The sequence below is a fragment of the Variovorax durovernensis genome (assembly GCF_977011995.1).
The window spans coordinates 2,900,921-2,923,846 of record NZ_CDRNCW010000001.1 but is presented as its reverse complement, the minus strand read 5'-3'; the positions used below and the strand labels follow the sequence as shown (position 1 = coordinate 2,923,846).

Sequence of the window (22,926 nt, the reverse complement as noted above, 5' to 3'; positions counted from 1 at the left end):
GCAGCATGAACAGCAGTTCCTCGAACAGCGGGCCCTCCCCTGCGCGCCCGGCGCTGGTGCTCGACGGCGTCACTGTGCAATACGACACCGTGAAGGCGCTGTCGGACGTGTCCATCGCTTTCGAGGAAGGCCGCATCCATGCGGTGGTCGGCCAGAACGGCGCGGGCAAGACCACTTTCGCCCGCGTCTGCTCCGGCCTGGTGAAGCCCACGCACGGCCGCGTGCACATCGGCGAGCACGAGATCCGCACCGGCCACGTGAACGCCGCGCGCGCGGCCGGCGTGGAACTGGTGCACCAGAGCTTCGCGCTGCCCGCGTCGTTCACCGTCGCGCAGGCGATGGAGTTCGGCGCCACGCGGCACAGCGGCCTGTTCACCAAGCGCCAACTCGAGTCGCGCTGGCAGGCGCACCTCGACGGGCTGGGCCTTTCGGTCAGCCCGCGCGAGGTGATCCGCAACCTGCCGATCGAGACGCAGCAGGGCATCGAGATTGCGCGCGCGCTGGTCACCGACGCGCGCGTGCTGATCCTGGACGAACCCACGGCGGTGCTCGCACCGGCCGGCGTGGAAACGCTGTTCGAGCGCATCCGCATCCTGAAGAAGCGCGGCGTGACCGTCGTGCTCATCCTCCACAAGATCCGCGAGATGATGGCCATTGCCGACACAGTGAGCGTGCTGCGCCGCGGCGAGCATGTCACCGGCCCCGTGCCGTGTGCATCGATCGGCGCTGCCGAGCTGAGCCAATGGATCATGGGCGACGCCAAGGTTCCAGTGCAGACTGCCGCGGCACCGCCGCGTGCAACCGAGGCGCTCACGGCTCCCACCATCCTGCGCATGCACAAGCTCTCGACCCAGCCCGACGCCGAGGGCGCGGCGCTGAACGAGGTGAGCCTCGAAGTGCGCGCGGGCGAGATCATCGGCATCGCGGGCGTCGAAGGCAACGGCCAGCGCACGCTGGTGCGCGCCATCTCGGCGCTGGCCGGCACCGCGTCCGGCAAGCTCGAGTTCGGCGGCAAGGACATGACCCACAGCGACCTCGCCACGCGGCGCGCGGCGGGCCTGCGCATCATCCCGTTCGAGCGCAACGTGGAAGGCCTGTCGCTCAACAGCAGCCTGTGGGAGAACTGGTCCATGGGCCGCCTGCTGCAGGGCGGGCTGCTGTCGTTCGTGCGCCCGAAGAAACTCCAGGCCGAGTGCGACGTCGCGCTCACGCAATGGGACGTGCGCTACGCCACTTGCGGCCAGCCCGCGGGCTCGCTCTCCGGCGGCAATGCGCAGAAGGTGATCTTCGCGCGCGAGGTGGACGACAGCGCCCGCCTCATCATCGCGGCGCAGCCCACGCGCGGCCTCGACATCGGCGCCACGGCCTATGTGTGGAAGGCGCTGCGGCAGGCGCGCGACCGGGGCGCGGCCATCATCCTCATCTCTTCCGACCTGGACGAGCTCTTCGACATCAGCGACCGCGTGCTGGTCATGCTGCGCGGGCAGGTGGTCGGCGAATACAGTGCGCCCTACGACCTGCGCCAGGTTGGCCAGGCGATGGTGGGAGCACACGCATGACGGCTTCTCGCATGCTGCCCGTGCTGCGGGTGGTGGTCTTCGTCTGCTTCGCGCTGCTGCTGTGCGCGCTGGCCTTCATGGGTGCCGGGCTCGACGTGGGCGAGCTGTTCACCGGCATCCTCGACGGCGCCTTCCTGCGCGACGGCGCCGTGCACCAGGGCCTGCGCTGGGCCATGCCGCTGTTCATCACCGCGACCGGCGTGGCCATCGCGTTTCGCGCGGGCTTCTTCAACATCGGCGCGCAGGGGCAGTTCTATGTCGGCTCCATCTTCGCGGCGTTCACCGCCGAGTGGCTCGCGGGCGGGCCGGCCTGGCTGGTCGTCGCGTGCTGCCTGCTCGCGGGCATGCTGGGCGGCGCGCTGTGGGCCATGTGGCCGGGCCTCTTGCGCCTGCGCTCTGGCACCGACGAGGTCATCACCACGCTGATGGGCAATTTCCTCGCGGGCCTGCTGCTGGTGTACGTGACCTCCGGGCCGCTGAAAGACCCGACGGGCTCGGGCCAGCAGGCATCGAGCCGGCCCATTGCCGATGCCTACCGCATCTCCGATTCGCTGGGCGTGTCGCCGCTGATCGTGGTGCTCACGCTGCTGGTGTTCGCGCTGTCGTGGCTGCTGGCCAACCGCACGGCGCTGGGCATCGTCGCCAACCTCGCGGGTCGCAACCCGACGATGGTGTCTTGGCAAGGAGCGCGCGTGGGGCGCATCGGCCTCTTCAGCTTCCTGGTTAGCGGCGCGCTGGCCGGGCTGGCCGGCGGCATCGAACTGCTCGGCCCCAACGGCCGGCTGGCCAGCGGCTTCCTGCCCGCGCACGGATTCACGGCCATCCTGATCGCGCTGGTGGCGCAGCTCACCATCGTCGGCACGGCCGTGTCCGCCCTCTTCTTCGGTGCGCTGGCATCGGCCGCGCTCTACCTGCCGGTGATGGCCGGCATGCCTGCGGCGGCCATCGAGGTCATCAACGCCACCATCGCCCTGTTCATCACGTCCCGCGCCAAGTGGCTGGACAAGCTCCTGACCCGAAAGCCCGCATGACAGACACGCTCGTCTCCATCCTGATCTCCGGCACGCCGCTGGTCTACGTCACGCTGGCGGGCGTGCTGGCACAGCGCGCGGGCATCTGGAACCTGGGCCTGGAGGGGCTGATGATCATCGGCAGCTGCGCGCTCATCGTCGGCATCGTGCAGACCGGCTCGTTCGCGCAGGCCATGCTGATCGCCGCGGGGCTGTGCGTGGCGGCGTCGGCGCTGCTGTGGTGGGTGGTCGAGCGGCTCAAGGCCAACCCGATCATCGCGGGACTGGGCCTGACGGGGCTGGGCCTCGGCGGCACCTCGCTGGCAATCCAGGCGCTGTACGACAGCGAAGCCACGGTGACGGCGCCGTTCGGCATTCCCAAGCTCAACAGCCTGACCAGTGTTGACCTGGGCGCATTCGGCGGCCTCTCGGTGTTCGTGCTGTTCATGCCGGTGGCGGTGTGGCTGGTGTGGCTGCTGCTGGAACGCACCCGGCTGGGCCTGCAGATGTCGGCCTCGGGCGAACACCCGTTCGCGGCGCGCAGCGTCGGCGTGAACCCCGGGCGCATGCGCCTGCTGGCGCTGGCGCTCGGCGGCGTGCTGTGCGCCATCGGCGGTGCGGAGCTGGCCGGCGGCAGCCTGCAGATCTTTTCGCAGAACATGACGGCGGGCCGCGGCTTCATGGCCTTCGCGGCGGTGATCTTCGGCGCCGGCAGCGCGCTCGGCGCCACCGCAGCTGCACTGTTCTTCGCGGTGGTTTCCGCGCTGGGCATCCGCGCGCAGCTGGTGTATGGCGGCGCGATTTCCAACGACTTGCTGCAGTCGCTGCCCTACCTTGCAACCATCTTCGGCGTGTGGCTGAGCACCAAGCTGCGCGGCGGGCTGGGCTCCATCAGGGGCACGGCCGAGATGCGCGACTGAGCCTCAGCACACACGGAGACCCGCGCATGACGACGACGCCCGCCCTTACCCTGATCCGCGGCGCGGAAGTGCTGACCATGGCCGGCCCGCAAGGCACGCAGCCCGCGCGCGCCGACCTGCTGGTGCGAGGCGGCAGGATCGAAGCCATCGGCCCCGACCTGCCCGTGCCGCAGGCATGCACGCTCATCGAAGCGCGCGGCAAGCTGCTGATGCCCGGCCTCGTCAACGCACACACGCATTCGAGCGAGACCTTCTTCAAGGGCCGCTACGAAGGCATGCCGCTGGAAACCTGGCTGCTGTACGCCTACACCTACCTCAGCGGCAGCCCCATCGGCGACCGCCTGCTGTACCTGCGCACGCTGCTGCTCGCCATGCAGTCGCTCAAGAGCGGCGTGACCACCTTGTGCGACGACTTCTTCGACCCGATGGCGCACAGCATCGACCGGCTCGGCATCGTGTTCCGCGCATACCGTGACGCGGGCATCCGGGTCAATGTGTCGAGCGCGGTGCTCAACACGCCGGTGCTCGACTCCACGCCCTTCGGCCACGAGCTGTTCCCCGAACACCTGAGCGCGCAACTGAAATTCGGCGCGCCGATCACGCCCGCCGACTACACGGCTTACTGCCAGGAGGCGTTCCGGCAGTTCCACGGCCAGGCCGATGGCCGCCTGCGCTTCGCCATCACGCCCTCGGCGCCGCAGCGCTGCACCATTGACATGCTGCAGGCCTGCCACGCGCTGGCGGTGCAGCACGGCGTGCCGCTGCACACCCACCTGCTGGAGACGAAGGTGCAGGCCGTGGCAGGCCAGATGTTCTACGGCAAGACGCTGCTGGCGCACATGCACGACATCGGCATCCTCGACCGCCACGCCACCTTGGCCCACGCCATCTGGCTCACCGACGCCGACATCGCGCGCATGGGCGAGGCCGGCTGCACCGTGGTGCACAACCCGCTGAGCAACCTCAAGCTGGGCTCGGGCCTGTCGCCCATCCGCATGCTGATGGATGCGGGCGTGCGCATCGGGCTGGGCACCGACGGCCTGTCGTCGAACGACAGCGCGCGCGTGTTCGACCTGATGCGCTTCGCCGCGCTGATGCACAACGGTCCGGCCCCCGATGCAGCCGAATGGCCGCGCGCCGCCGAGGTGCTGAAGATGGCCACCATCGACGGCGCGCGCACCGCGCTGCTCGACGACACGACCGGTTCGCTCGAAGTCGGCAAGGCCGCCGACCTCGTGATGCTGGACCTGGACAACGACAACTTCAGGCCGCGCAACGACATCGCGAAGCAGCTGGTCTATTGCGAGAACGGCAGCTCGGTCGAACTCGTGATGGTGGCCGGACAGGTCGTTTCGCAAGGCGGCAGGCTGCACACCGTCGACGAAGCGGCGGTATGGGCCGAGCTGGACGAACTGCTGCCCGCCTACCTGCAGGAACACGGCAAATGGGAGGCCGCCAACCGCGTGTTCGAGCCCTGCTTCGCCGAGGTGATCCGGCGCTGCAAGGCCGTCGACCTGCCCGGCCTTGCCCGGTTAACACCGCGAATCGACTCCAGATAGAGTGCCGGCTGTTTCACTCGACCGCGCATTCACGCATTCGACACCCATGAAATTCGGCTACACCATCGTCTACGTTCCCGACGTCGCGCAATCGCTGCGGTTCTTCGAACAGGCCTTCGGCTTCACGCGCAAGTTCCTCCACGAATCGAACACCTACGGCGAACTCGCGACCGGCGAGACCACCCTCGCCTTTGCCGCGCACGAGCTTGCCGAATCGAATTTCCCGCAGGGGCATGTGGCCGCATCGGCCTCGGCCAAGCCGCTGGGGATGGAGCTGGGCTTCGTTACCGAAGATGTCGCGGGAGCGCATGCACGAGCCATTGCGGCCGGCGCGTCCGAACTGTCCGCGCCAGTTTCCAAGCCGTGGGGACAGGTGGTCTCCTATGTGCGCTGCCCCGACGGCACGCTGGTCGAGCTGTGCTCGCCCATCGGCGGCTGAGCGGCGATCAAGCAGGCGATCAGCGGCCGGCCTTCGCCACGCTCACCGCGCCCTTCATGCCGGCGTCGTAGTGGCCCGGCTGCAGGCAGCCGAAATCGACTTTGCCCGCCTGCGTGAACTGCCAGAGCACCTCGCCGGTCTTGCCCGGTGCCAGCGTCACCATGTTCAGATCCGCGTGCTCCATCTCGGGGTTCTTCATCATCGCCTCGTAGTGCGCGCGCAGGTCCTTGCCGGTTCCCAGCACGAGTTCGTGCTTCAGCACGCCCACGTTACTGACGACGAAGCGCACCGTCTCGCCCTGCTTCACGCTGATGTCGGACGGGGTGAAGCGCATGTTGTCGGTCATGTCGACATTGATCGTGCGAACCGATTTTCCGGCGATGCCGGGCTTGCCGATTGCGCTGTCGGCGGCGTTGTCGTGACCGCCTGCATGCGCGCCCGATGCGGAGGCGCCGGTGGCGGCCAATGCGAGCAATGCCGCCGCGGCGGGAATATGAAGTCTGATGCGTGCCACGGTCTTCCTTCTCTTGCATTGCCTTGCTGTGAACGGACGAACGAAATGCCCGCCTGCGCCGCACTCTAGGAAGCCCATCCACCGATCGCCTGACAAGCCGATGACAAGAAAGTAATCTACGCAGCCTTGTGCCGCCACGCCGGAAGGAATCCATGTCGCATCCCGTCTTCCTGTCCAGTTCAGCCTTGCCCCGCATGCCCGAAGGCAGCCGCAACGAATGGCGCGGCTTCTTCGGGCACGGCGGTGAACTGGAGGCCAATGCGTTCTTCCCGTTGTTCTGGCGCGCGCTCTTCAGCACGGACGACATCCGGCATGCGCGGTTCATCGACGAGTACGACATCGACGACGAAGACGCTGCCGTGGACCGCGCAGAACGCATGAACGACTTCGGCGCGGAGGCCGCGTACCCCTACCTCGTGACCGACAAGAGAACTGCATTGACGCGATTGGCGAGCCGGCGGGAGGCCATCCTGGCAGCGGTCGGCGAGCGCTATCGGCCCATCTACGACGGCTTTGCAGAACTGATCGCACATGGTTTCGCGGACCATCTCCTGCTGAGGACCAGCGGACTGCCCGACGCAGCCGAAGCCGGGAAATGGCTGCACGCCGCTATCGCGTCCATCGACACGCCAGATGCCGCGAGTGGCGAAATGAAGGCGCTGGCGAAAGACCTGTCGGCATACGGCGCGAACCCCGTCTGGCTGTTGTCGGGCACGGGCGTGACTGATGCGGGGTCCTGGCCAACCGAAGAACTGCAAAGCCTGTTCCCACCGGCCGACAGGAAGAAACCGAAGCCGAGTCCCGCCGCCTCCCGGCCTGAGCGGGCGCCGGGCAAGCCCAAGAGCTGGCTCGACCCGATGCTCGAATGGCTCGGCGCGCTTGTTGCGGCAGGCCTGGCGCTGGGCGCATACGGGCTCACACGGTCGGTGTGGCTGGCTGTGCTTGTGTTTCTTGTGGCGGCAGTTGCGCTGGGCTTCGGTATCGCGAAGCTGCGCGGACCGCGCTCTTGAACAGCAAGGGGAACATAAGTAGATGATGAAATTCGACACGCTTCCGACGCAATGTCTCGTGGACCACTCGCTGGAGATCCGCGTCCGGGGTGCAGTGCCCGGCGAGGCAGTCGTCCTGAAGCTCGGCAATCGCTTCAAGAGCACAGTGTTCCTGTCCGAAGCCACCTTCGAAGCCGATGCCGCCGGCGTGATCGACCTCCTCGCGCACGCACCAATCTCGGGCTCGTACGACAGCGTGAATGCAATGGGACTGTTCTGGTCTCGCGTACCGATCACCGGCGAACTGGCCGCCGCGATTTCCGGACTGAGCGAGGACCCGCTCACCACCACGCTGACGGCGGAAAGCGCGGATGGCCGGCAATCGATCTCCCACGCGATTCGGCGCGTTTACTTGGGCCCCGGCGTGACCTCGCGAGCAGTCGATGCCAACGGGCTCGTGGGCAAGTTGTTCGAGCCACCGGGTACGGGTCCGCATCCGGCGTTGCTGGTGCTGGGAGGTTCGGGCGGAGGCATCGAGTGGTCCCAGGAGACGGCCGCGCTGATGGCGTCCCACGGCTACCTGAGCTTGGCACTGGCCTACTTTGCAGCAGAAGGCTTGCCGCCCACGCTGGATCGCATTCCCCTCGAATATTTCGGCACCGCGCTGCAGTGGCTGGCGGCTCAACCGACAGCTGCAGCGGATCGCATCGGCGTCATAGGCGCCTCGCGCGGCGGCGAACTGGCGTTGCTGCTCGGCGCGAGCTACCCGGTCATCCGCACTGTCGTCGCGTACGTGCCTAGCGGCATCGTGCATGGCGCGTATCCGGAGAACGGCTTCAGCGCCTGGACACTGGGCGGCAAGGAGATACCGTTCTCAGAGAGTTCCTCCGCCGAGGAGCGCGCCGGCATCGCGGTGGAAAGAATCAACGGCTCTGTGCTGATGATCTCGGGCATCGACGATCAGTTGTGGCCGTCGACGGAACTGACGGACATCGCCGTCCGGCGCTTTCAACGGAACAACTTCCCCCATCGCGTCGAACACCTGCGCTACAAGAGCGCCGGCCACAGCATCGGCTGGCCCAACGGGCCCACGACCACGCTGCATTTCAGGCATCCCGTGTCCGGAAAAGAAATGAACGCGGGCGGTACGCCCGAGGGAACGGCACGGGCACGGAGCGACTCGTGGGCAAGGATGCTCGAGTTCGTGCGAGACGCGCTGGCCGGCACGCCGCCACCCTGAACATAGTCCGTCCATATGGCACGATCCAGCCATGCACGAGCCCTCCCGCCGAATCCCCTACCGCACCTGGCCCGGCTCGTTCGCGGTTCTCCTCGCCATTGCCGCCTACGTCGGCGGCCTGACCTTCTGGGACCGCCACACGCCCGGCGCCCGCCCGCTGGCTGCCGGCGAAACCATCGACGCGGGCCAGGCGCGGTTCGTGCCGGCCGAGGGGTGGAAGATGGACGTGGCGCGCTCCAAGGCCGGCCGCTCGCTGATGCTGCTCAAGGGCGGCCATAAGTTTCGGGTGACGACGGAGCCATGGGCGGGCGGCCCCGACGGTCCGCTGGTGCGGCAGCAACGGCTCATGGAGCGCGGCCAGGGCCTGACCATCGACGGCGACGTGTCCGACTTCGTGACTTCATGGGGCCTGCAAGGCAAGACTTTCGCGTACTACGGCTCCAAGCTGGCCGGTCGCTTCTGGCAGGTGGTCGACCTGCGGCGCAAGTCGCTGGTGCAGATCGACTTCTACGGCCCCAACGACGGGCTGGACGACGCGCTGGCGGAAGCCCGCGGCATGCTGGACTCCATGGACCTGGAGGCACCGCAGGAATGAACATCAACGCCCCCGCCTTCGACAACGACCAGGCCTCATGGCCGGTCGGCACCGACTCTTTCTTCCAGCCGCAGCGCGCGGCGTTCTGGGTGCTCACGGCGTTGATCGTCAACGGCCTGTTCTACACGGTGAACATGTTCTCGCTGGGGTTCCGCGTGGTCCCGGTCACGGCCTTCCTGGGGCTGCTGGTGTGGGGGCTCTACACGCTGCTCTTCCTGGCCGCCTTCCGCACGCTGGACCTGCTCGAGCAGCATCCGCCGGAGGCGTTCATCCTGGCTTTCGCCTGGGGCGGCCTGGGCGCTGTCTACTTCGCGGCGCCGGCCAACATCGCGATCCAGAGCCTGTGCGCCAAGCTGATATCGCCGGAGTTCGTGGCGGTGTGGGGTCCGGCCATCGCGGGGCCGATCACCGAAGAGTTCCTGAAGATCGCGGGCGTCATCCTGCTGGTGCTGGTCGCACGCAACCAGTTCCAGACTTATCTCTCGGTGCTCATCGTCGGCGCGCTGGCGGGGCTGGGCTTCCAGGTGATCGAGAACCTGAGCTACACCGTCAACGCCTCCATGCACTTTCCGCTGGAGAACCAGGTCTATCCGGTGTTCCTCAACCTGCTCACGCGCGGGCTCATGAGCGGACTGTGGAGCCATGCGGCCTACACCACCATCGCGTCTTTCGGCATCGCCTGGTTCCTGCTGCATCCCGAGCGGCCGATGGCTGTGCGGGTGGCGGCGGCACTATTGAGCTTCGCGCTCGCGTGGGCCATGCACTTCATCTGGAATTCGCCATTCCTCGAAGACCTGTTCGACAACGGCTACGGCGAAATGGCCGTGCTGCTGTTCGTCAAGGGCATTCCCGTGATGATCGCGGCCGGGCTGATCTGGCGCGTGGCCGTCAAAGAGAACGGCGCCCACCTGCACGCCCTCGCGGCCGTATTCGTGCCGGAGCGCGACCTGATCCGCGATGACGAATGGGTGCGGCTGGGCGCGCCAATGCAGCGCTACAAGGTCCGCCGCGAGATGGGCTGGGCCTACGGCTGGCGCGCAAGGCGGCTGAAGACCAGGCTGCAGCGCGAGCAGCTGCGCCTGATCCGCAAGGCAGGCACCTACGGCCGCGGGCCGCAGACGCTGCGCCACGAAATCGCCATCAGGCAACTGCGCGCGGAACTCGATCCATTGATCCAGCCGCGGCTGCCCTGACCCCCCCGGCCGAGGCTCAGCCCGCGTCCTTCAACGCCTTCTTCGCCTTCTCGGCCGAGTTCTTCGAGCGGTTCTTGTGATAGCCCGACTTGACGTTGTTCACGGCCTTGCCGACCGGGCCGCTCTTCTTTGCGTCGCTGTCCGCGCGCTTCTCGTCGATCTTGTGCTTGGCGGCGTCGGTCGCATCGGAGGCGGCCTTGCCGATCTGGGCGCTGGCGGTGCCGGCGGCAAGAAGCGTGAGCGATGCAGCAAGTGCAATCAGGATTTTTCTGGTCATGGGGTGATCCTCCAGGTTCGATAGTCGAGCCCTGATGCTCGCATCGCTTGCCGGGCCCGCGTGTCAGCCGCCACCCCGCGTGCGCCGGGGCCGCCATCGGACATTTCCGGCAAACCCGCAGGTGCCCGGGAAGATTTGTCCGATGGCCATCGAGGCCGCGAAGGGCTTTGCAAAGGCCCAGAACTTCAAGCAACAGCTAAAGTCCCAGCCGGAACATCCTCCTCTGCCGCCCATGCGCACCACCACCGCGAGCGCCCTCTTCTTCTGCCTTGCCACACTCCTGCACAGCGCGGGCGCGTCCGCCCAGTCCCTGAGCTGCGGCGGAATGCTCTCTGGCGTGGGCGACTCCAAGTTCTCGGTCGTGCAGAAATGCGGCGAGCCGATGTCCAAGGAATTCGTCTGCGTGCCGCGCCCGCAAGTCGCCTGGGTGCTTTCGCCTTACCCCGGCGGACCGGCGCAACAGGTGATCACGCAGCAATGCGTGCCGATGGAAGACTGGGTCTACAACCGAGGCCAGGGCAACTTCCTGGGCATCGTGCGCTTCTACAACGGTGCGGTGGAATCGGTGCGCGACGGGGAGCGGGTACGCTGAGCGCTTTCATCAACGAACACAGGATCTGACGTGAGCACATTCCAGGATCATTTTTCAGACCATGCAGCCTCCGCCCTGGCCAGACAGATGGCCCTGGGCGATGTCATCGGAGAAAGATCCTGGGGCATCGACGTGCAGAAGGGCGTGCTGAGTTTCGGCGATGACCTGCGATACCCCGCGCAACTGCTCGGCACGCACGCCTTCGGCCCCGGCACGTGGCTGTGGGTCTGGGCCAACGCGCAGAGCAACATCCCCGAACAGCACACAGAGGCGGCCCTGCGCATCCGGCAGCGCGGAGAAGAGGAGTCGATCGAGGCTTTCACCGCCGCGTCGCTGCAACTGGACGATGCCCTCACCGACCACATGATCGCCATGACCTGCGGCGGCCTCGAAGGCGGGCGCTGCTACTACCGCGCGCCCTACGACGGCGGCGCCCTCTTCGTGCTGCTCGACGGCGTGCCGCGCGAGGTACTGGCACCTGTGACGCTGCCACGCGCGGTCACGGTGCTGATGGAGGTGATCTCGCAGTTCGACGTGGACCACAGGCGGATGGCGACGAGCTTCCTGCGGCAGCAGGGCCTGGAGGCCACATCGAGCAGCGCGGCGGCCATCCGGGCCGAGCGCGCGGGCGAGGGGCACATCGAAATCAGCTTCGATGAATCCGGCCGCATCTCGAACGTTGCCTGCACGCTGCTGCCCCAAGGCGCAACGCCAACGGCAGAGCCGCCGCCCGAACCGAAAGCGCCGCGCTGGCAGTTCTGGAAGCGATAGGCCTCCGTCAGGGCGGCAGCACCAGCGGCCCGCAGTTCTCCTCGGTCACGAACACCGAAACCAGCTTCGCAGGCTTCACCGGATCGGGGTTCTCCGCGAACAGGTGCAGCGTGCCTGGCGGCTCGAAGAAGGTCTCGCCGGTGCGGTAGTTGCCGGGCGGCGTGCCGGCCAGTTGCGAGCGCACCGTGCCTTCGAGAATGATCGCGGTCACCGAACCCGGATGTCGATGGGCCGGCGAATAGGCCATCGGCGGAAAGTCGACGATGGCCGTGGTGACGGACTTTCCAGGCACATGCGGCAGCGGCTCGCAAGAGATCACCCTCACCGAAGTGCCCGGCCGCGCGGCGGCGCCCGGGCCTTCGATCGGCGGCGCCGACGCGAACATCGGCCGGCTCACCGTGCTGCAGATGTCATCGATGAACTGCGCTGCCGACTGCCTGCCCGCATGCGGCAGCAGCGCCCAGGCCGCGGCGGCGACGGCCAGCGCGCCGAAGCCGAGGCCCGCTCGGTGCCGCGGCAGCAAAGGCTGCATCGCATTCATCGGACGCCCCCGCGCGGCAGCCGCGCATCCGCGCGCCAGCCCAGCGCACGCTTTGCCTTCTCGCTGCTGACTTCGTCGCACTCCTCGGCGATGTTGAAGATACCGCCTTCCGAGCATTGCAGTGCCAGCAGCGCCGCAACGGCGGCGGCCACCACATGCAGCGGGCTCGCGCCCTTGGGCTCGGCGGTCGAGGTGCCCGGGCCATAGAGTTGCCCGTAGCGCAGCACCGTGGCCGTCATGCCTGGCGCGCCCAGCACCGCATGCTCCAGCGCGGCGACACCTTCGACGCTGACGCGGCGCGCGCCCTCCGCGCCCAGGTCGAGCGGCATGTCTTCGGTGAAGGGCTTCACTCCGGGCGCATAGGCCCACGCGATGCTCTGCGCCACCAGCCGCTTCGCGCCCGCCGCCACAGCGGCGGCCACGAGGTTGCGCGTGCCCTCGGTGCGCACACGTGCATTGAGCACAGCCGCCTCGGCCATGCGCTTCGGATCGAGGTCGTTCGGCAAGTCGGTGAGCTGGTGAATCACGGCCCATGGCGCGATGCGCGCGAGCGCCGCATTCAGCGCCGCCGCATCAAACACGTCGACGACCACCGGGTGCACGCCCCGCGCATCCAGCCCGGCTGCCCGGTCGGCGCGCCGCGTGCTGCCGTACACGACGTAGCCCGCGTCCTTCAGCAGCGGAATCAGCGCGGTGCCGACGGCCCCGGTCGCACCCGCCAAAAATACTTTCTCGCTCATCGCATCGCTTCCTTCAAGCTGTTCATGAAACGAGCTTAGGCCTACGATGCCTCACCTGAAAGAACCAAGAATCGACAAAACGACTGGGCCATGGCAAGCGGCAAGAAAACATCCAGGAACACCCCGACGCTCGACCGCGCCAGGGCCACGCCCCTGTTCCGGCAGATCTACGAGCGCTACCGGAACGCCATCGAGCAAGGCACGCTGCGCCCCGGCGACCGCGTGGCATCGGCACGCAACCTGGCCAGTGAACTGGGCGTGGCGCGCGGCACCGTCGAGGCGGCCTACAGCCAGCTGACGGGCGAAGGCTATCTTTCGTCGCGCGGGCAGGCGGGCACGATGGTCTCGCCGTCGCTGCCAGTGCAGCATGCGGCGCGGCGCGAACCCAGGCGCGTGGAACCAGCCGCCGCCATCGGCGGACTCATGCAGCCGGGCGAACCGCCGTTGCTGCAACTCGGCATCCCGTCGTTCGACGCCTTCCCGCGCAAGCTGTGGTCTCGCCTGGCGGCGCGGCGCATGCGGGCCATGGGCGCTGCCGACATGTTCTACGGCGCACCCGCGGGCTTCGCGCCTTTGCGCGAGGCCATTGCGGCCTACCTGCAGGTGTCGCGCGGCGTGGCCTGCCATCCCTCGCAGGTGCAGGTGACGCCGGGCTACCGCGCCTCGCTAGCCCTGGTCGCGCGCGTGCTGCTGAAAAAGGACGACCGCGTGTGGATCGAAGACCCGGGCTTTCCGCCGACACAGGAAGCGCTGCGCCACACCGGCCAACGCACGGTGCCGGTGCCTGTCGACGACGAGGGACTGGTGGTTTCACGCGGCCTGCGCAAGGCGCCGAAGGCGCGCATGGCCGTCGTCACGCCCTCGCACCAGGCACCGCTGGGCGTGTCGATGTCGCTCGCGCGGCGGCTTCAGCTGCTCGAATGGGCCTCCAAGGCCAATGCCTGGATCGTCGAGGACGACTACGACGGCGAGTACCGCTATGCCGGTCCGCCGCTACCGGCGCTCAAGAGCCTCGACGGCAACGACCGCGTGCTGTATGCGGGCAGCTTTTCGAAGGTGCTGTATCCGGGGCTGGCGCTGGGCTACCTGGTGGTTCCCGAATCGCTGCGCGCGCGCTTCGAGGAGGCCGCGCGCATCGGCTCGAACGGCAGTCCGCAGCTCACGCAGGCCATCGTGGCCGACTTCATGCGCGAGGGCCATTTCTCGCGCCACCTGAAGAAGATGCGGCTGCTGTACGCGCGCCGCCGGAGCATGCTTGCCTCGGCCTTGCTGAAAGCTTTCGGCGACGCGGTGCGCATCGACTTGAAGAGCGGCGGCATGCACCTGATCGCCCGCTTCGATGGGCTCGGCCACAGTGATTCGGAGCTGGCCCGACGCGCACAACAGGCCGGGCTGAACTGCCAGCCGCTGTCGGGCCGGCGCATCGCGGCAGCTGGCGACGAAGGGCTGCTGATGGGCTTCACCAACATCGCGAGCGCCGCCGAGGCGAACCGGCTCGCGGCCCGGCTTCGTGCCGCGTTCGGCTGAAGTGCGTCAGGCCTCGCCGTCTTCCTCCAGCGCGGCGCTGCGGTCCTTGATGCGCGTGACCTGCGACAGCACCGCATCGGCCGGTGTCATGTCGGGCCGCTGCCCCTTGTAGACGGGCTGTTCGAACTTGCCGCCTGCGTAGCGGTACAGGTAGCGCACCTCGACCAGCGTGCCCACGGCCGGCAGAGCCTCGCCGGGAGGCACGGTCACGTTGCCGAGGTCGATCATCGCGCCGGCCTCGTCCCGCAAGCCCACGGCCACCGAGCGCTGCGCATTGACGCGGAGCACCTCGCACGTCGCGCTCTGGTTGAACTTGAACTTCAGGCTGGCACTGCTGCGGCCCGCCGCGAACGGCGCGTCGAGCGCCTTCAGCACATAGCCTTCACTGTGCGCGGCCAGAAGCTCGGCTGCGCGCCGGCGCTTTCCCTCGGCGCTCAGTTCGAGCGCCAGCACCGTGATCCACGGCACCGTCGATGCGGCCTTCTGCAAATGAGTGAAGCGCTCGATGAAGGGCGCGCAGCGCAGATCCTGTCCGGCCATCTCCAGCAGGTCGAAGGCCAGGAAAGCATCGCCCACGTGCTCGCCCGCGATCACCGTGCGCCCGGCATCCGCGTCTGCAGCGCCGGCCCATGCCTGCGGTATGTCGACGAACAGCCCGCGCCGGTTGGTGCCGCGCACCGTGCCGCCTTCGATCAGCAGGATGCGGTTTTCGCCGTCTGCCTTTTCCTGCAGGCCCCAGCCGGGGTCGTCGAGGTAGCGCGCCAGCTGCTCCTCGGAAATCAGCGTGGGCAGTTGCGGCAGCTCGCCGCTCACGCGGCCGGCGAGCTCGGTCGAGGTGTAGAGCGCGCCGGACTGGTGGGGCGTATAGCCCTTGGAGGTCTTCTCCTTCACGACCTTTTCATAGATCTTCAGCGCGGCCTCGTAGGTGAGCGGGCTGCTGGTCTTGGTGCCCGTGGCGAGCGTGCCGCCTCGCCGGCCGTTGCCATAGTCGACGACCCAGCCATCGTCCTTCTGGCGAAGGTGCACCTGGTAGATCTTGTCCGAGCCCTGGCCCGTGAAGTAGAGAAAACTCGATTGTTGTAAGTGTTCCGTATTCGCCATCGCGCTCATTGCCTGCCTGTTCGGAAAGATGTCTGCTGCGCGCGATGCTACACATGGCCGGCAGGCGCCCATGCCCGCTAAGATGCTCGCCGGAACAAGAAGCACAAGCATCCAACCCGAAGGCAGGGAGGCCTCCGCGTGAAGCGCATTCGCTCAGAGAAATTGATCCGCATGAAGCCGGGCGCGCTGGGCGCCAGCGGCTTCAGCACGGTGGAACTGTTTGCCTTGCCCGAAGCCCCGGGCCACGTGGTGCACGTGAGCAGCAGCCGCGACGGCCAGCAGTGGAAGGAAACCGTCTACACCCCCTCGCCACTGCCGCTGGAGGCCGCCACAGCCGCCTTCGAGCAGGCCGTGGCTGCGCAGATCGCGCAGGGCTACACCATCGAGGGCACCGCACTTGCCAGCGCCCCGGCAGCATCGCCTGACCCCGTTGCACTTGCACACCCCGGCGACGCCGTGCTGCTCGCCAGCCTCCACCCCGACGCCTGGCGCCTGCTGCCGCCGGTGCGCCAGAGCCGCGTGGTGTGGCGCATCGGCGAACGCCGGCTGGCCGCAGCCGTGCCACGGCTCGTCGACATCATCGAGACCGGCGAGCCGATGCTCGACTACTGCATTGCATGGGCCATCGGCCGCTGCGGCGACGGCGGTGCCTTCGAGGCGATGCGCGAGCTGTCCCAGCGCGGCCGCACGCCCGTGGTCACGCGCGCGGCACGCTGGGCCGCACTGAGCCTGTGGCCGCAGGACCAGCGCGCCAGCGAGATGGCGCGCATTGCCGACGACTGGCCGGCCGCGCTGCGCCGCGCCTGGGCCGATTTGCTGGAGCTGCCGCTTGAACAAGCCATGCCGCGCCTGCGCGATCACCTGGCCGACACCGCGCTGTGGAACGGAATGAAGTACGCGGCATGGGTCGAGCAGCTGTTCGACCTGTCGCTGCTCGAAGGTCCCGCTGCCGACAGCCTGGTGCACGCGGCGCTGCGCGAGATCGGGCAGACGCTGCAGCTCGCGGCCGGCAGCTTCCGTGCATGGCGGCGGCTCTACAAGGGTGCTGAATTCGCTGGCGACTACGCGCTGCTCGGCGTGCTGCACCAGAGGCTCGAAACACAGCGCGCCGCTTTTCGCTCCGGCGGGCGCTGGGCGATGGCGAACGGCCGCTATGTAGAGATTGCGAAAGAGGTCGTGCGGCCCGACAGCCGCCTCGCCTACAGCCACCGCACGCGCGACTACCTTCGCCGCCGCACCTGGCGCAGCCTGCGCCGGCTGGCGCTGGCCGGCACGGCCGACGAGGCAAGCTGGCTGCAGCTGGCCATGGGCGTGCTGCTCGCCGCCGACGATGCCGAGGCCGGCACCGCCGGCCAGCAACGCGACCCGCGCTGGAGCGAAGAACCCAGCCGCTGGCACACCGGCCCCTACAGCGGCTGGCTGGTGTTGATGCAACTGCTGCATCGCCACGACGCCGAATGGGAAGCCCAGCGCGGCGGCCTGCGCTGGCGCCGCCACAGTCCGCTGCCCACGCAGCGCATCGACCGCACCGAAGCCTGGCCGGAACGCTGGGACCGTCATCCGCAAGCCCTGCTGCAGCTGATGCAGCAAGGCCGCTGCGCCGCGGTGCACGCTTTTGCCGCCCGCGCACTGCAAGACAACAAGCCGTTCTGCGAAGCGCTGGACGCACCCACCGTGTGGAGCCTGCTCGCCAGCACCTGGGACGACACCGCGCGCTTCGCGCTCGCCATCGCGCGCCAGCGCATCGCGGCGGGCACGGCGCCCATGCAATGGCTGCCGGCGCTGCTGCGCTCTCCGCTCGCCGAGGCGCGCGCCTACGCGCTCGAATGCATCGCGCGCGATCCGGGCCTGTACAGCCAGCAGGTCGACCTGCTGCTGATGCTGCTGACATCGGCCGATGCCGAAGTGCGCCGTGCCTCGCGGCTGTTGCTGCAGGCCGCCGCGTCGAACCTCTCGACGCTCGATGCGCTGTGCGTCGAACTGCTGGCCTGGCTCACTGCCAGCGATGCCGAGACGCCCGAACTGGCCGCCATTTGCGAGAACCTGCAGTGGGCCTTGCAGGGCCTGCTGCGCACCGCGGCGGCCAAGGCGCCGCTGCCTGAGCTGCTTTCGCTCTTCGATCATCCCGCCGCCGAAGTGGTGGCCACGGCGGCCGAGTGGCTGCTGTTGCACCCGGCTTCTGTGCAGGGCCTGCCGGTGGGTGTGCTCACACGGCTGCTGCAGTCCGACGATGCGCGCCTGCGCGGCGCGGGCGTGCGGCTCTTCACCGCCCTGCCCGACGACACGCTGCTCGGCCAGCCCGAGCTGTTCGCAGCCTTCTGCGCCAGCCCGATGGCACCCGTTCGCGCGGCCGTGGCGCCGAAGCTCGCGCAGTTGCTGCCGCAGCATCCGGCCTTCGGTGCGGCGCTGATGCCGATGCTGCGCGACGAGCTGTTCCGCGCCGAAGCCGCCGATGGCGTGTTCGACGCCCTGCTGCAATGGCTGCGCGGCCCGCTCGCCGAGCACACGCGCCGGGGCGAGCCCGCCGTGACGCTGCGCCTGCTCGAAGCACGCAGCAAGGGCGCGCAACAACTCGGCGCATGGCTGCTGCCGCAGCAAGACCCGCAGGGCTTCGACGTGCTGCAGACCGCGAGCCTCGGCCTCGTCGATACAGCCGCAGCGCGCCGCTGGGCCATGGACCAGCTCGCCGCACAGCCGGAACGCACGCTCGCGAATCTCGGCGACGCACTGCGCATGTTCGACAGCCGCTGGGACGACGCCCGCGACTGGGCCCGCCAGTGGTTCGGCGCGCAAGGCAGCGCACCCCAATGGACGCCCGCGCTGCTTGTGCGCCTGTGCGACCACAAGGACGCCGGCGCGCAGCGGCTGGGCCGCGAGTTGCTCACCACGCATTTCGACGTGACCGACGTCACCACCTACATGTTGCAGCTGAGCCAGCACCCCTCGCCCGGTATGCAGCTGTTCGTGACCAACTGGCTGGCCTCGGCCGCCGGACAGAAGCCCGACGTGCTCGCGCGGCTGGAGCCCTACTTTCTCAGCGTGCTGTCGCAGGCCAACCGCGGCCGGCTGGCCAAGGCGCGTGTCATGCAGTTCCTGGCGGCGCAGGCGGCGCATTCGGAAGACATCGCGCGCATCGTCGCGCGCGTGTTCGCCCGGCAGGCCGTCACCGGCGCCATCACCGAGCGCGCACAGTACGTGGCGGGGCTGCGCGGCATCCAGTCGCAGTTCCCCGAACTCGACAACCCCTTGCAGACCGCCCCGGTACGCAGCGTTGCGCCGCGCCGCGCGCTACCTGCCGCACCGGGCGGAGGAAGCGCCGCATGAGATTCCAGTACCGCTACTTCGGCCACTCCGGCGCGCAGCACACGGCCGACAGCACCGCGCTGCAGTTCGCGCCCGACACGCTGCGCGCGCCGGTGCACTTCGTGGCCGACATCAACCGCCACCTGCCGTTCCGCGAAGGCATGTCGGCCCTGCACGACGTGGTGGTCGGCGACCTGCGCTTCCAGCCGCGCGACAAGAGCGCCTACCTCGAATGGCTGGCCGGCCAGGAAGGCGAATTGCTCGGGCAGTTCATGGCGCGCAGCGATGAACTGAAGACGCAGATGGCGCCACTTCGCGACGAGCTGGCCGAACTGCGCAAGCACAAGTCGGCCGTACTGCAGCCCTTCATGCGCGCACAGAAGAGCTACTTCGACCACATCTACAAGGTCAACCGCGAGGCGTGGTTCGTGCTAGACCCTGTGATCACGGTGCACCCCGACCGCGTGTTCTTCGAGTGTTTCAGCCAGGACGAGTCGAGCTACGGCATGTTCTCGTGCAGCCACGACATCTTCGACCGGGTGAGCGACCACGCCTTCGGCACCACCAACGTCGATTACTCGGAGTCGCTGTACGACGAGTTCCAGAAGATCCGCGACTACAAGAACACGCGGCTGGCCATCGACCCCGGCGGCTTCCAGGTGCAGAGCGACAACGACCCGGCCTTCCACGAGCCGAAGATCGACGTGCCCGACAGCTGGGTGCGCGGCTTCCTGCAGGTGAGCAGCGCGATGCTGCTGCCGGCGCAGCGGCTGCAGCTGCATCCGATGGACGTGCACAACATCTGCCTCGTGCTGCGCCGTCGCAAGGAGCGCGTGGGGCCGCGCTCGCTGCGCTTCATCCTGCGGCCGGGACAGCCGGTGCGCATTCTGTTCGAGCCCTGGGGGCACGAGCTGGTGTGCCCGCGCTCCACGCACAGCGCCACCTCGGACATCGACATCCGCGTGTGGGGCCGGCGCCGGCTGCTGCAGCTCGAACGCCTGGTGCCTGTGGCGCAGGGCTTCACCGTGCATCTGCTTGGTACGGGCATGCCCAGCTTCTGGGTGGCGCAGCTGCCCGACATGGAATTCACGCTCGGCCTCTCGGGCTGGACCGCCAACGACTGGTCGCGCAACGGCCATTTCGAATTGCTGCAGCCGCGCCACACGGTCGACCAGGACAGCCAGTTGCGCGTGTTCGCGGCACTGGGCGAACGCTGGCGCGCCACCACCGCCGAGCTGGCCGCGGCCACCGGGCTTTCGACCCTCACGGTCGATGCGGCGCTCGGCGGCTACGTGCAGGCCGGCCGCGTGGTGTACGACCTGGCACACGGCGTTTGGCGCCTGCGCGAACTCAGCCGCGAGCCACTGCCCATGGACAAGCTGCGCTACGCCAGCCCCGAGGAAGAGGCCGCCGCCGAACTGGTGCGCGCACGCCGTATCGCCAACGTGAAGACGCAGGCGCGGGCCGACGGCGGCCTCGCGCTGAGCGGCAAGTGCAAGGGCGCCGCCGGCCAGCGCGAATACCTAGTGAGCCTGCAGCTGGACACCGACCAGCGCGTGGCCTCGGGCGACTGCCAGTGCAGCCATTTCGTGCGCCACCGCATGACCAAGGGGCCGTGCGAGCACATGCTCGCGCTGCGCCTGTCGGCCTCGCCGGCCACGGCCGTCATCCAGAACGCAACAACGACGACAGATCAGGAAAGGATCGCACGCATCGGCTGATACACTGCTTTTTGCGAACGGAGCGGGAAGGCTCTTGCAATCCGGTTGGCGTATCGCCACCCTCGCACACAGCACTTCCCAAGCGTCACTGGACGTCTCTTCACTGTGCCGTACACGCATGGTGACGCGACAACAGTACGGCTTCCTCGAAGCTCATCGGCGTCACCATGCGTGTACGGCGTCGAGTGGAGCCCTCCAGTCCCGAGGCTCTTCGACGAGATTCCCGCTTCGTTCGCAATTTTTTATCTTCAGCAGTGCATCGGCCGGTGGCGCAGCGCCATGACCATGCAGTCTCCCCCCGCATCTTCCATCCCCGACTCGGCACTCACGCGCGAGCAGCTCTACGAACGCATCCGCAAGAGTTCGAAGCAGGAAGTGGTCCTCGAGGAAATGCAGCGCCTGGGCTTCTGGCCTCAGGATGCGGCGCAGCCCACGGTCGAGGCGCAGTTGATCCGCCGCGAAAGCGAGCTGCAGGCCGCATTGAGCAAGCTCGGCGAGGAGCTGCGCGGCATCGAGGACCGCGACAAGGCCCTGAAGATGATGCGCAAGGAGCGCATGGCCAAGGCCCGCGAACGCCGCGAGGAAACCCGCCAGCGCCTCGCCCAGGGCCGCCATGCGCGCGCCCTCGCATGGCACGAGCGGCGCCAGCGCGAGTTGCTCTACGTGGGCGAAGGCGTGTCGGGCGGCCTGGGCGAGGCACAGAGCGACGCCCAGGTGCTGGCGCGCAACGCCCTGCCCGCGCTGCACCATGCAGGCGACCTCGCGCAGGCGATGGGCATCGGCCTGGGCGAATTGCGCTTCCTGGCCTGGCACCGCGACGTGGCCAGCGTGAGCCACTACCAGCGCTTCACCATTGCCAAGAAGAGCGGCGGCGAGCGCCATATTTCCGCGCCCATGCCGCGCATGAAGCGCGCGCAGTACTGGGTGCTCGACAACATCCTCGCGAAGATGCCGGTGCACGACGCGGTGCACGGCTTCCTGCCGGGCCGCTCGATCCTCACCAATGCCGCGCCGCACGTGGGGCAGGACGTGGTGATCAACCTCGACCTGAAGGACTTCTTTCCGTCCATCGGCATGCGCCGCGTGCGCGGCGTGTTTCGGCAACTGGGCTATTCGCCGCAGGTGGCGAGCCTGCTTGCGCTGGTGTGCACCGAGGCACCGACTGACGAGGTGCAGCTCGACGGCCGCCGCTACTTCGTCGCGCGTGGCGAGCGTGTGCTGCCGCAAGGCGCGCCGACCAGCCCCATGCTGACCAACCTGCTGTGCCGCCGCCTCGATGCACGGCTGGCCGCCAGCGCGGCCAAGCTCGGCTTTCGCTACACGCGCTACGCCGACGACCTGAGCTTCTCGGCCGACGCCGCGCACAGCCGCGACACGGCCAAGCTGCTGTGGCGCGTGAAGCAGATCGTGGCCAGCGAAGGCCTCACGGTGCACCCCGACAAGCAGCAGGTCATGCGCAGACACCGGCAGCAGCATGTGACGGGCATCGTGGTCAACGACAAGCTCTCTCTCGACCGCGACACGATGCGCCGCTTTCGCGCCGCGCTGCACCAGGCCGAACGGAATGGGCCGCAGGGCTTGCAATGGAACGGCAACAGCGACGTGATCGGTGCGCTGCGCGGCTACGCGAACTTCATCGCGATGACCGATGCGGCGCGCGGTGCTCCTTATGTGGAACGCGTTCGCGCACTGGCCGCGAAGCACGGCGGCGGCAAGGCGACCACGCCGGCCGTGCAGCAGACGCCGTCGCAACGCAGCCTGCCCGCGGGCCAGTTCCGCAAGCAGTCGGCCGCAGGGCTGGCGCCGTGGCCTGCGTGGTGGCAACCCGCGCAGGTAGCGGCGCCCGTGCTGGAGAAAACCGCGGAGCAGATCGCCGAAGAGAAGAAGGCACAGCGCGATGCGGCCCGCGCACAGGCAGCCGCAGCGGCCGCAGCGGCCGCACCAAAGGCCGCGGCGCGGCCGGCGCAGACGCAAGCGCCATCTGCGCAATCCACTCCTGCGGCCGCCCCCGCGCCGGGCGCCCTCGCCCACATCGGCTGGATCGTCAGCATGATGTTCCAGGCGCTCTACGTGGTCACGTCCTTCCTGGCCGGCTCCAGTCCGCTGATCTGGCTGCTCACCGGCGGTGTGTTCATCAGCAACTTCCTGCGGCGCAAGAGCGGATGGGGCGGCTTCCTGGCAGCGGTCTTCGTGTCTTCCGCGGTGGCTGTGCTCGTACACAACATGCGCAAGTGAGCAAGCCAAAAACCACAGGCCACTTCACAGCGCACGGCAAGCCAGCTACATTCGTTGCTCCGACAAACAGCCACAGAAGGAGGTACGCGATGGAAGACAC

General features: G+C 68.2%; 20 protein-coding genes. 15 read left to right on the top strand and 5 right to left on the bottom strand.

Annotation, left to right across the window (positions count from 1 at the left end; genetic code table 11):
* Positions 1 to 5 precede the first annotated feature (5 nt).
* Genes ACWV14_RS13860 through ACWV14_RS13840 form a run of 5 tightly spaced genes read left to right on the top strand, consistent with a single transcriptional unit; the run spans position 6 to position 5,487 of the window.
* A complete protein-coding gene (locus ACWV14_RS13860; RefSeq protein WP_454909139.1) occupies positions 6 to 1,559 on the top strand; it encodes an ABC transporter ATP-binding protein in 1,554 nt (517 codons plus the stop codon).
* Positions 1,556 to 2,590, top strand: a complete 1,035-nt coding sequence (locus ACWV14_RS13855; RefSeq protein WP_454909138.1) for an ABC transporter permease — start codon at positions 1,556 to 1,558, stop codon at positions 2,588 to 2,590. Before ACWV14_RS13860 ends, ACWV14_RS13855 begins: the two co-directional genes overlap by 4 nt.
* A complete protein-coding gene (locus ACWV14_RS13850; protein WP_454909137.1) occupies positions 2,587 to 3,489 on the top strand; it encodes an ABC transporter permease in 903 nt (300 codons plus the stop codon). The genes ACWV14_RS13855 and ACWV14_RS13850 overlap by 4 nt, the downstream gene beginning before the upstream one ends.
* 26 nt (positions 3,490 to 3,515) lie before the next feature.
* Positions 3,516 to 5,048: an amidohydrolase family protein gene (locus ACWV14_RS13845; RefSeq protein ID WP_454909136.1), complete on the top strand. Its 1,533-nt coding sequence runs from the start codon at positions 3,516 to 3,518 to the stop codon at positions 5,046 to 5,048.
* A 46-nt stretch (positions 5,049 to 5,094) separates the two neighbouring features.
* Complete coding sequence (locus ACWV14_RS13840; RefSeq protein WP_454909135.1) at positions 5,095 to 5,487, top strand: VOC family protein; 393 nt, start codon at positions 5,095 to 5,097, stop codon at positions 5,485 to 5,487.
* A gap of 19 nt (positions 5,488 to 5,506) precedes the next feature.
* Here the strand turns inward: ACWV14_RS13840 and ACWV14_RS13835 are convergent, their stop codons facing one another.
* Positions 5,507 to 5,992, bottom strand: coding sequence for a cupredoxin domain-containing protein (locus ACWV14_RS13835; protein ID WP_454909631.1), 486 nt, complete (start codon positions 5,990 to 5,992; stop codon positions 5,507 to 5,509).
* A 161-nt stretch (positions 5,993 to 6,153) separates the two neighbouring features.
* On the opposite strand from ACWV14_RS13835, the gene ACWV14_RS13830 reads away from it, so the two are divergent.
* The 4 genes from ACWV14_RS13830 to ACWV14_RS13815 are packed head-to-tail and all read left to right on the top strand — an operon-like array spanning position 6,154 to position 10,018.
* On the top strand, positions 6,154 to 7,011 hold the full coding sequence (locus ACWV14_RS13830) for a hypothetical protein (protein ID WP_454909134.1): 858 nt from the start codon (positions 6,154 to 6,156) through the stop codon (positions 7,009 to 7,011).
* Between the two features lie 25 nt (positions 7,012 to 7,036).
* The gene (locus tag ACWV14_RS13825; protein ID WP_454909133.1) at positions 7,037 to 8,230 is read left to right on the top strand and encodes an acyl-CoA thioesterase/bile acid-CoA:amino acid N-acyltransferase family protein; all 1,194 of its coding nucleotides are present in this window, start codon (positions 7,037 to 7,039) and stop codon (positions 8,228 to 8,230) included.
* 31 nt (positions 8,231 to 8,261) lie between these two features.
* Positions 8,262 to 8,825, top strand: coding sequence for a hypothetical protein (locus ACWV14_RS13820; RefSeq protein WP_454909132.1), 564 nt, complete (start codon positions 8,262 to 8,264; stop codon positions 8,823 to 8,825).
* Positions 8,822 to 10,018 (top strand): PrsW family intramembrane metalloprotease, encoded by a 1,197-nt coding sequence (locus ACWV14_RS13815; protein WP_454909131.1) that lies wholly within the window; start codon positions 8,822 to 8,824, stop codon positions 10,016 to 10,018. The genes ACWV14_RS13820 and ACWV14_RS13815 overlap by 4 nt, the downstream gene beginning before the upstream one ends.
* Before the next feature lie 16 nt (positions 10,019 to 10,034).
* Here ACWV14_RS13815 and ACWV14_RS13810 read toward each other — a convergent pair whose 3' ends face one another.
* Positions 10,035 to 10,295 carry a hypothetical protein gene (locus tag ACWV14_RS13810; RefSeq protein ID WP_454909130.1) on the bottom strand — a complete coding sequence of 87 codons (261 nt, stop codon included), beginning with the start codon at positions 10,293 to 10,295 and terminating at the stop codon, positions 10,035 to 10,037.
* Between the two features lie 232 nt (positions 10,296 to 10,527).
* Here ACWV14_RS13810 and ACWV14_RS13805 point away from each other — a divergent pair, with 232 nt between their 5' ends.
* Both ACWV14_RS13805 and ACWV14_RS13800 read left to right on the top strand, forming a co-directional pair.
* A complete protein-coding gene (locus ACWV14_RS13805; RefSeq protein ID WP_454909129.1) occupies positions 10,528 to 10,887 on the top strand; it encodes a DUF2845 domain-containing protein in 360 nt (119 codons plus the stop codon).
* 30 nt (positions 10,888 to 10,917) lie between these two features.
* Positions 10,918 to 11,658: a DUF6882 domain-containing protein gene (locus tag ACWV14_RS13800; protein ID WP_454909128.1), complete on the top strand. Its 741-nt coding sequence runs from the start codon at positions 10,918 to 10,920 to the stop codon at positions 11,656 to 11,658.
* A 7-nt stretch (positions 11,659 to 11,665) separates the two neighbouring features.
* Here ACWV14_RS13800 and ACWV14_RS13795 read toward each other — a convergent pair whose 3' ends face one another.
* Both ACWV14_RS13795 and ACWV14_RS13790 read right to left on the bottom strand, forming a co-directional pair.
* A complete protein-coding gene (locus ACWV14_RS13795) occupies positions 11,666 to 12,199 on the bottom strand; it encodes a cupin domain-containing protein (protein ID WP_454909127.1) in 534 nt (177 codons plus the stop codon).
* Positions 12,196 to 12,939 (bottom strand): NAD-dependent epimerase/dehydratase family protein, encoded by a 744-nt coding sequence (locus tag ACWV14_RS13790; RefSeq protein ID WP_454909126.1) that lies wholly within the window; start codon positions 12,937 to 12,939, stop codon positions 12,196 to 12,198. Before ACWV14_RS13790 ends, ACWV14_RS13795 begins: the two co-directional genes overlap by 4 nt.
* Before the next feature lie 90 nt (positions 12,940 to 13,029).
* On the opposite strand from ACWV14_RS13790, the gene pdxR reads away from it, so the two are divergent.
* Entirely contained in the window at positions 13,030 to 14,466 is a 1,437-nt protein-coding gene (gene pdxR / locus ACWV14_RS13785; protein ID WP_454909125.1) for a MocR-like pyridoxine biosynthesis transcription factor PdxR, read from the top strand.
* A 6-nt stretch (positions 14,467 to 14,472) separates the two neighbouring features.
* Here pdxR and ACWV14_RS13780 read toward each other — a convergent pair whose 3' ends face one another.
* Positions 14,473 to 15,567: a hypothetical protein gene (locus ACWV14_RS13780; protein WP_454909124.1), complete on the bottom strand. Its 1,095-nt coding sequence runs from the start codon at positions 15,565 to 15,567 to the stop codon at positions 14,473 to 14,475.
* Between the two features lie 138 nt (positions 15,568 to 15,705).
* Here ACWV14_RS13780 and ACWV14_RS13775 point away from each other — a divergent pair, with 138 nt between their 5' ends.
* The 3 genes from ACWV14_RS13775 to ACWV14_RS13765 all read left to right on the top strand — a co-directional run bounded on the left by ACWV14_RS13775 (position 15,706) and on the right by ACWV14_RS13765 (position 22,826).
* Positions 15,706 to 18,891 carry a hypothetical protein gene (locus ACWV14_RS13775; protein ID WP_454909123.1) on the top strand — a complete coding sequence of 1,062 codons (3,186 nt, stop codon included), beginning with the start codon at positions 15,706 to 15,708 and terminating at the stop codon, positions 18,889 to 18,891.
* On the top strand, positions 18,888 to 20,591 hold the full coding sequence (locus tag ACWV14_RS13770; protein ID WP_454909122.1) for an SWIM zinc finger family protein: 1,704 nt from the start codon (positions 18,888 to 18,890) through the stop codon (positions 20,589 to 20,591). The genes ACWV14_RS13775 and ACWV14_RS13770 overlap by 4 nt, the downstream gene beginning before the upstream one ends.
* 285 nt (positions 20,592 to 20,876) lie before the next feature.
* Positions 20,877 to 22,826, top strand: coding sequence for a reverse transcriptase family protein (locus tag ACWV14_RS13765; protein WP_454909121.1), 1,950 nt, complete (start codon positions 20,877 to 20,879; stop codon positions 22,824 to 22,826).
* Positions 22,827 to 22,926 lie beyond the last annotated feature (100 nt).

Excerpts from the sequence above, each read along its gene's own strand:
- ACWV14_RS13765 (WP_454909121.1), top strand. The coding sequence starts at position 20,877 with ATGCAGTCTCCCCCCGCATCTTCCATCCCCGACTCGGCACTCACGCGC.
- ACWV14_RS13810 (WP_454909130.1), bottom strand. The coding sequence starts at position 10,295 with ATGACCAGAAAAATCCTGATTGCACTTGCTGCATCGCTCACGCTTCTT.
- ACWV14_RS13815 (WP_454909131.1), top strand. The coding sequence starts at position 8,822 with ATGAACATCAACGCCCCCGCCTTCGACAACGACCAGGCCTCATGGCCG.
- pdxR (WP_454909125.1), top strand. The coding sequence starts at position 13,030 with ATGGCAAGCGGCAAGAAAACATCCAGGAACACCCCGACGCTCGACCGC.
- ACWV14_RS13825 (WP_454909133.1), top strand. The coding sequence starts at position 7,037 with ATGAAATTCGACACGCTTCCGACGCAATGTCTCGTGGACCACTCGCTG.
- ACWV14_RS13830 (WP_454909134.1), top strand. The coding sequence starts at position 6,154 with ATGTCGCATCCCGTCTTCCTGTCCAGTTCAGCCTTGCCCCGCATGCCC.
- ACWV14_RS13795 (WP_454909127.1), bottom strand. The coding sequence starts at position 12,199 with ATGAATGCGATGCAGCCTTTGCTGCCGCGGCACCGAGCGGGCCTCGGC.
- ACWV14_RS13855 (WP_454909138.1), top strand. The coding sequence starts at position 1,556 with ATGACGGCTTCTCGCATGCTGCCCGTGCTGCGGGTGGTGGTCTTCGTC.
- ACWV14_RS13805 (WP_454909129.1), top strand. The coding sequence starts at position 10,528 with ATGCGCACCACCACCGCGAGCGCCCTCTTCTTCTGCCTTGCCACACTC.
- ACWV14_RS13820 (WP_454909132.1), top strand. The coding sequence starts at position 8,262 with ATGCACGAGCCCTCCCGCCGAATCCCCTACCGCACCTGGCCCGGCTCG.
- ACWV14_RS13840 (WP_454909135.1), top strand. The coding sequence starts at position 5,095 with ATGAAATTCGGCTACACCATCGTCTACGTTCCCGACGTCGCGCAATCG.
- ACWV14_RS13770 (WP_454909122.1), top strand. The coding sequence starts at position 18,888 with ATGAGATTCCAGTACCGCTACTTCGGCCACTCCGGCGCGCAGCACACG.
- ACWV14_RS13860 (WP_454909139.1), top strand. The coding sequence starts at position 6 with ATGAACAGCAGTTCCTCGAACAGCGGGCCCTCCCCTGCGCGCCCGGCG.
- ACWV14_RS13850 (WP_454909137.1), top strand. The coding sequence starts at position 2,587 with ATGACAGACACGCTCGTCTCCATCCTGATCTCCGGCACGCCGCTGGTC.
- ACWV14_RS13790 (WP_454909126.1), bottom strand. The coding sequence starts at position 12,939 with ATGAGCGAGAAAGTATTTTTGGCGGGTGCGACCGGGGCCGTCGGCACC.
- ACWV14_RS13780 (WP_454909124.1), bottom strand. The coding sequence starts at position 15,567 with ATGGCGAATACGGAACACTTACAACAATCGAGTTTTCTCTACTTCACG.
- ACWV14_RS13845 (WP_454909136.1), top strand. The coding sequence starts at position 3,516 with ATGACGACGACGCCCGCCCTTACCCTGATCCGCGGCGCGGAAGTGCTG.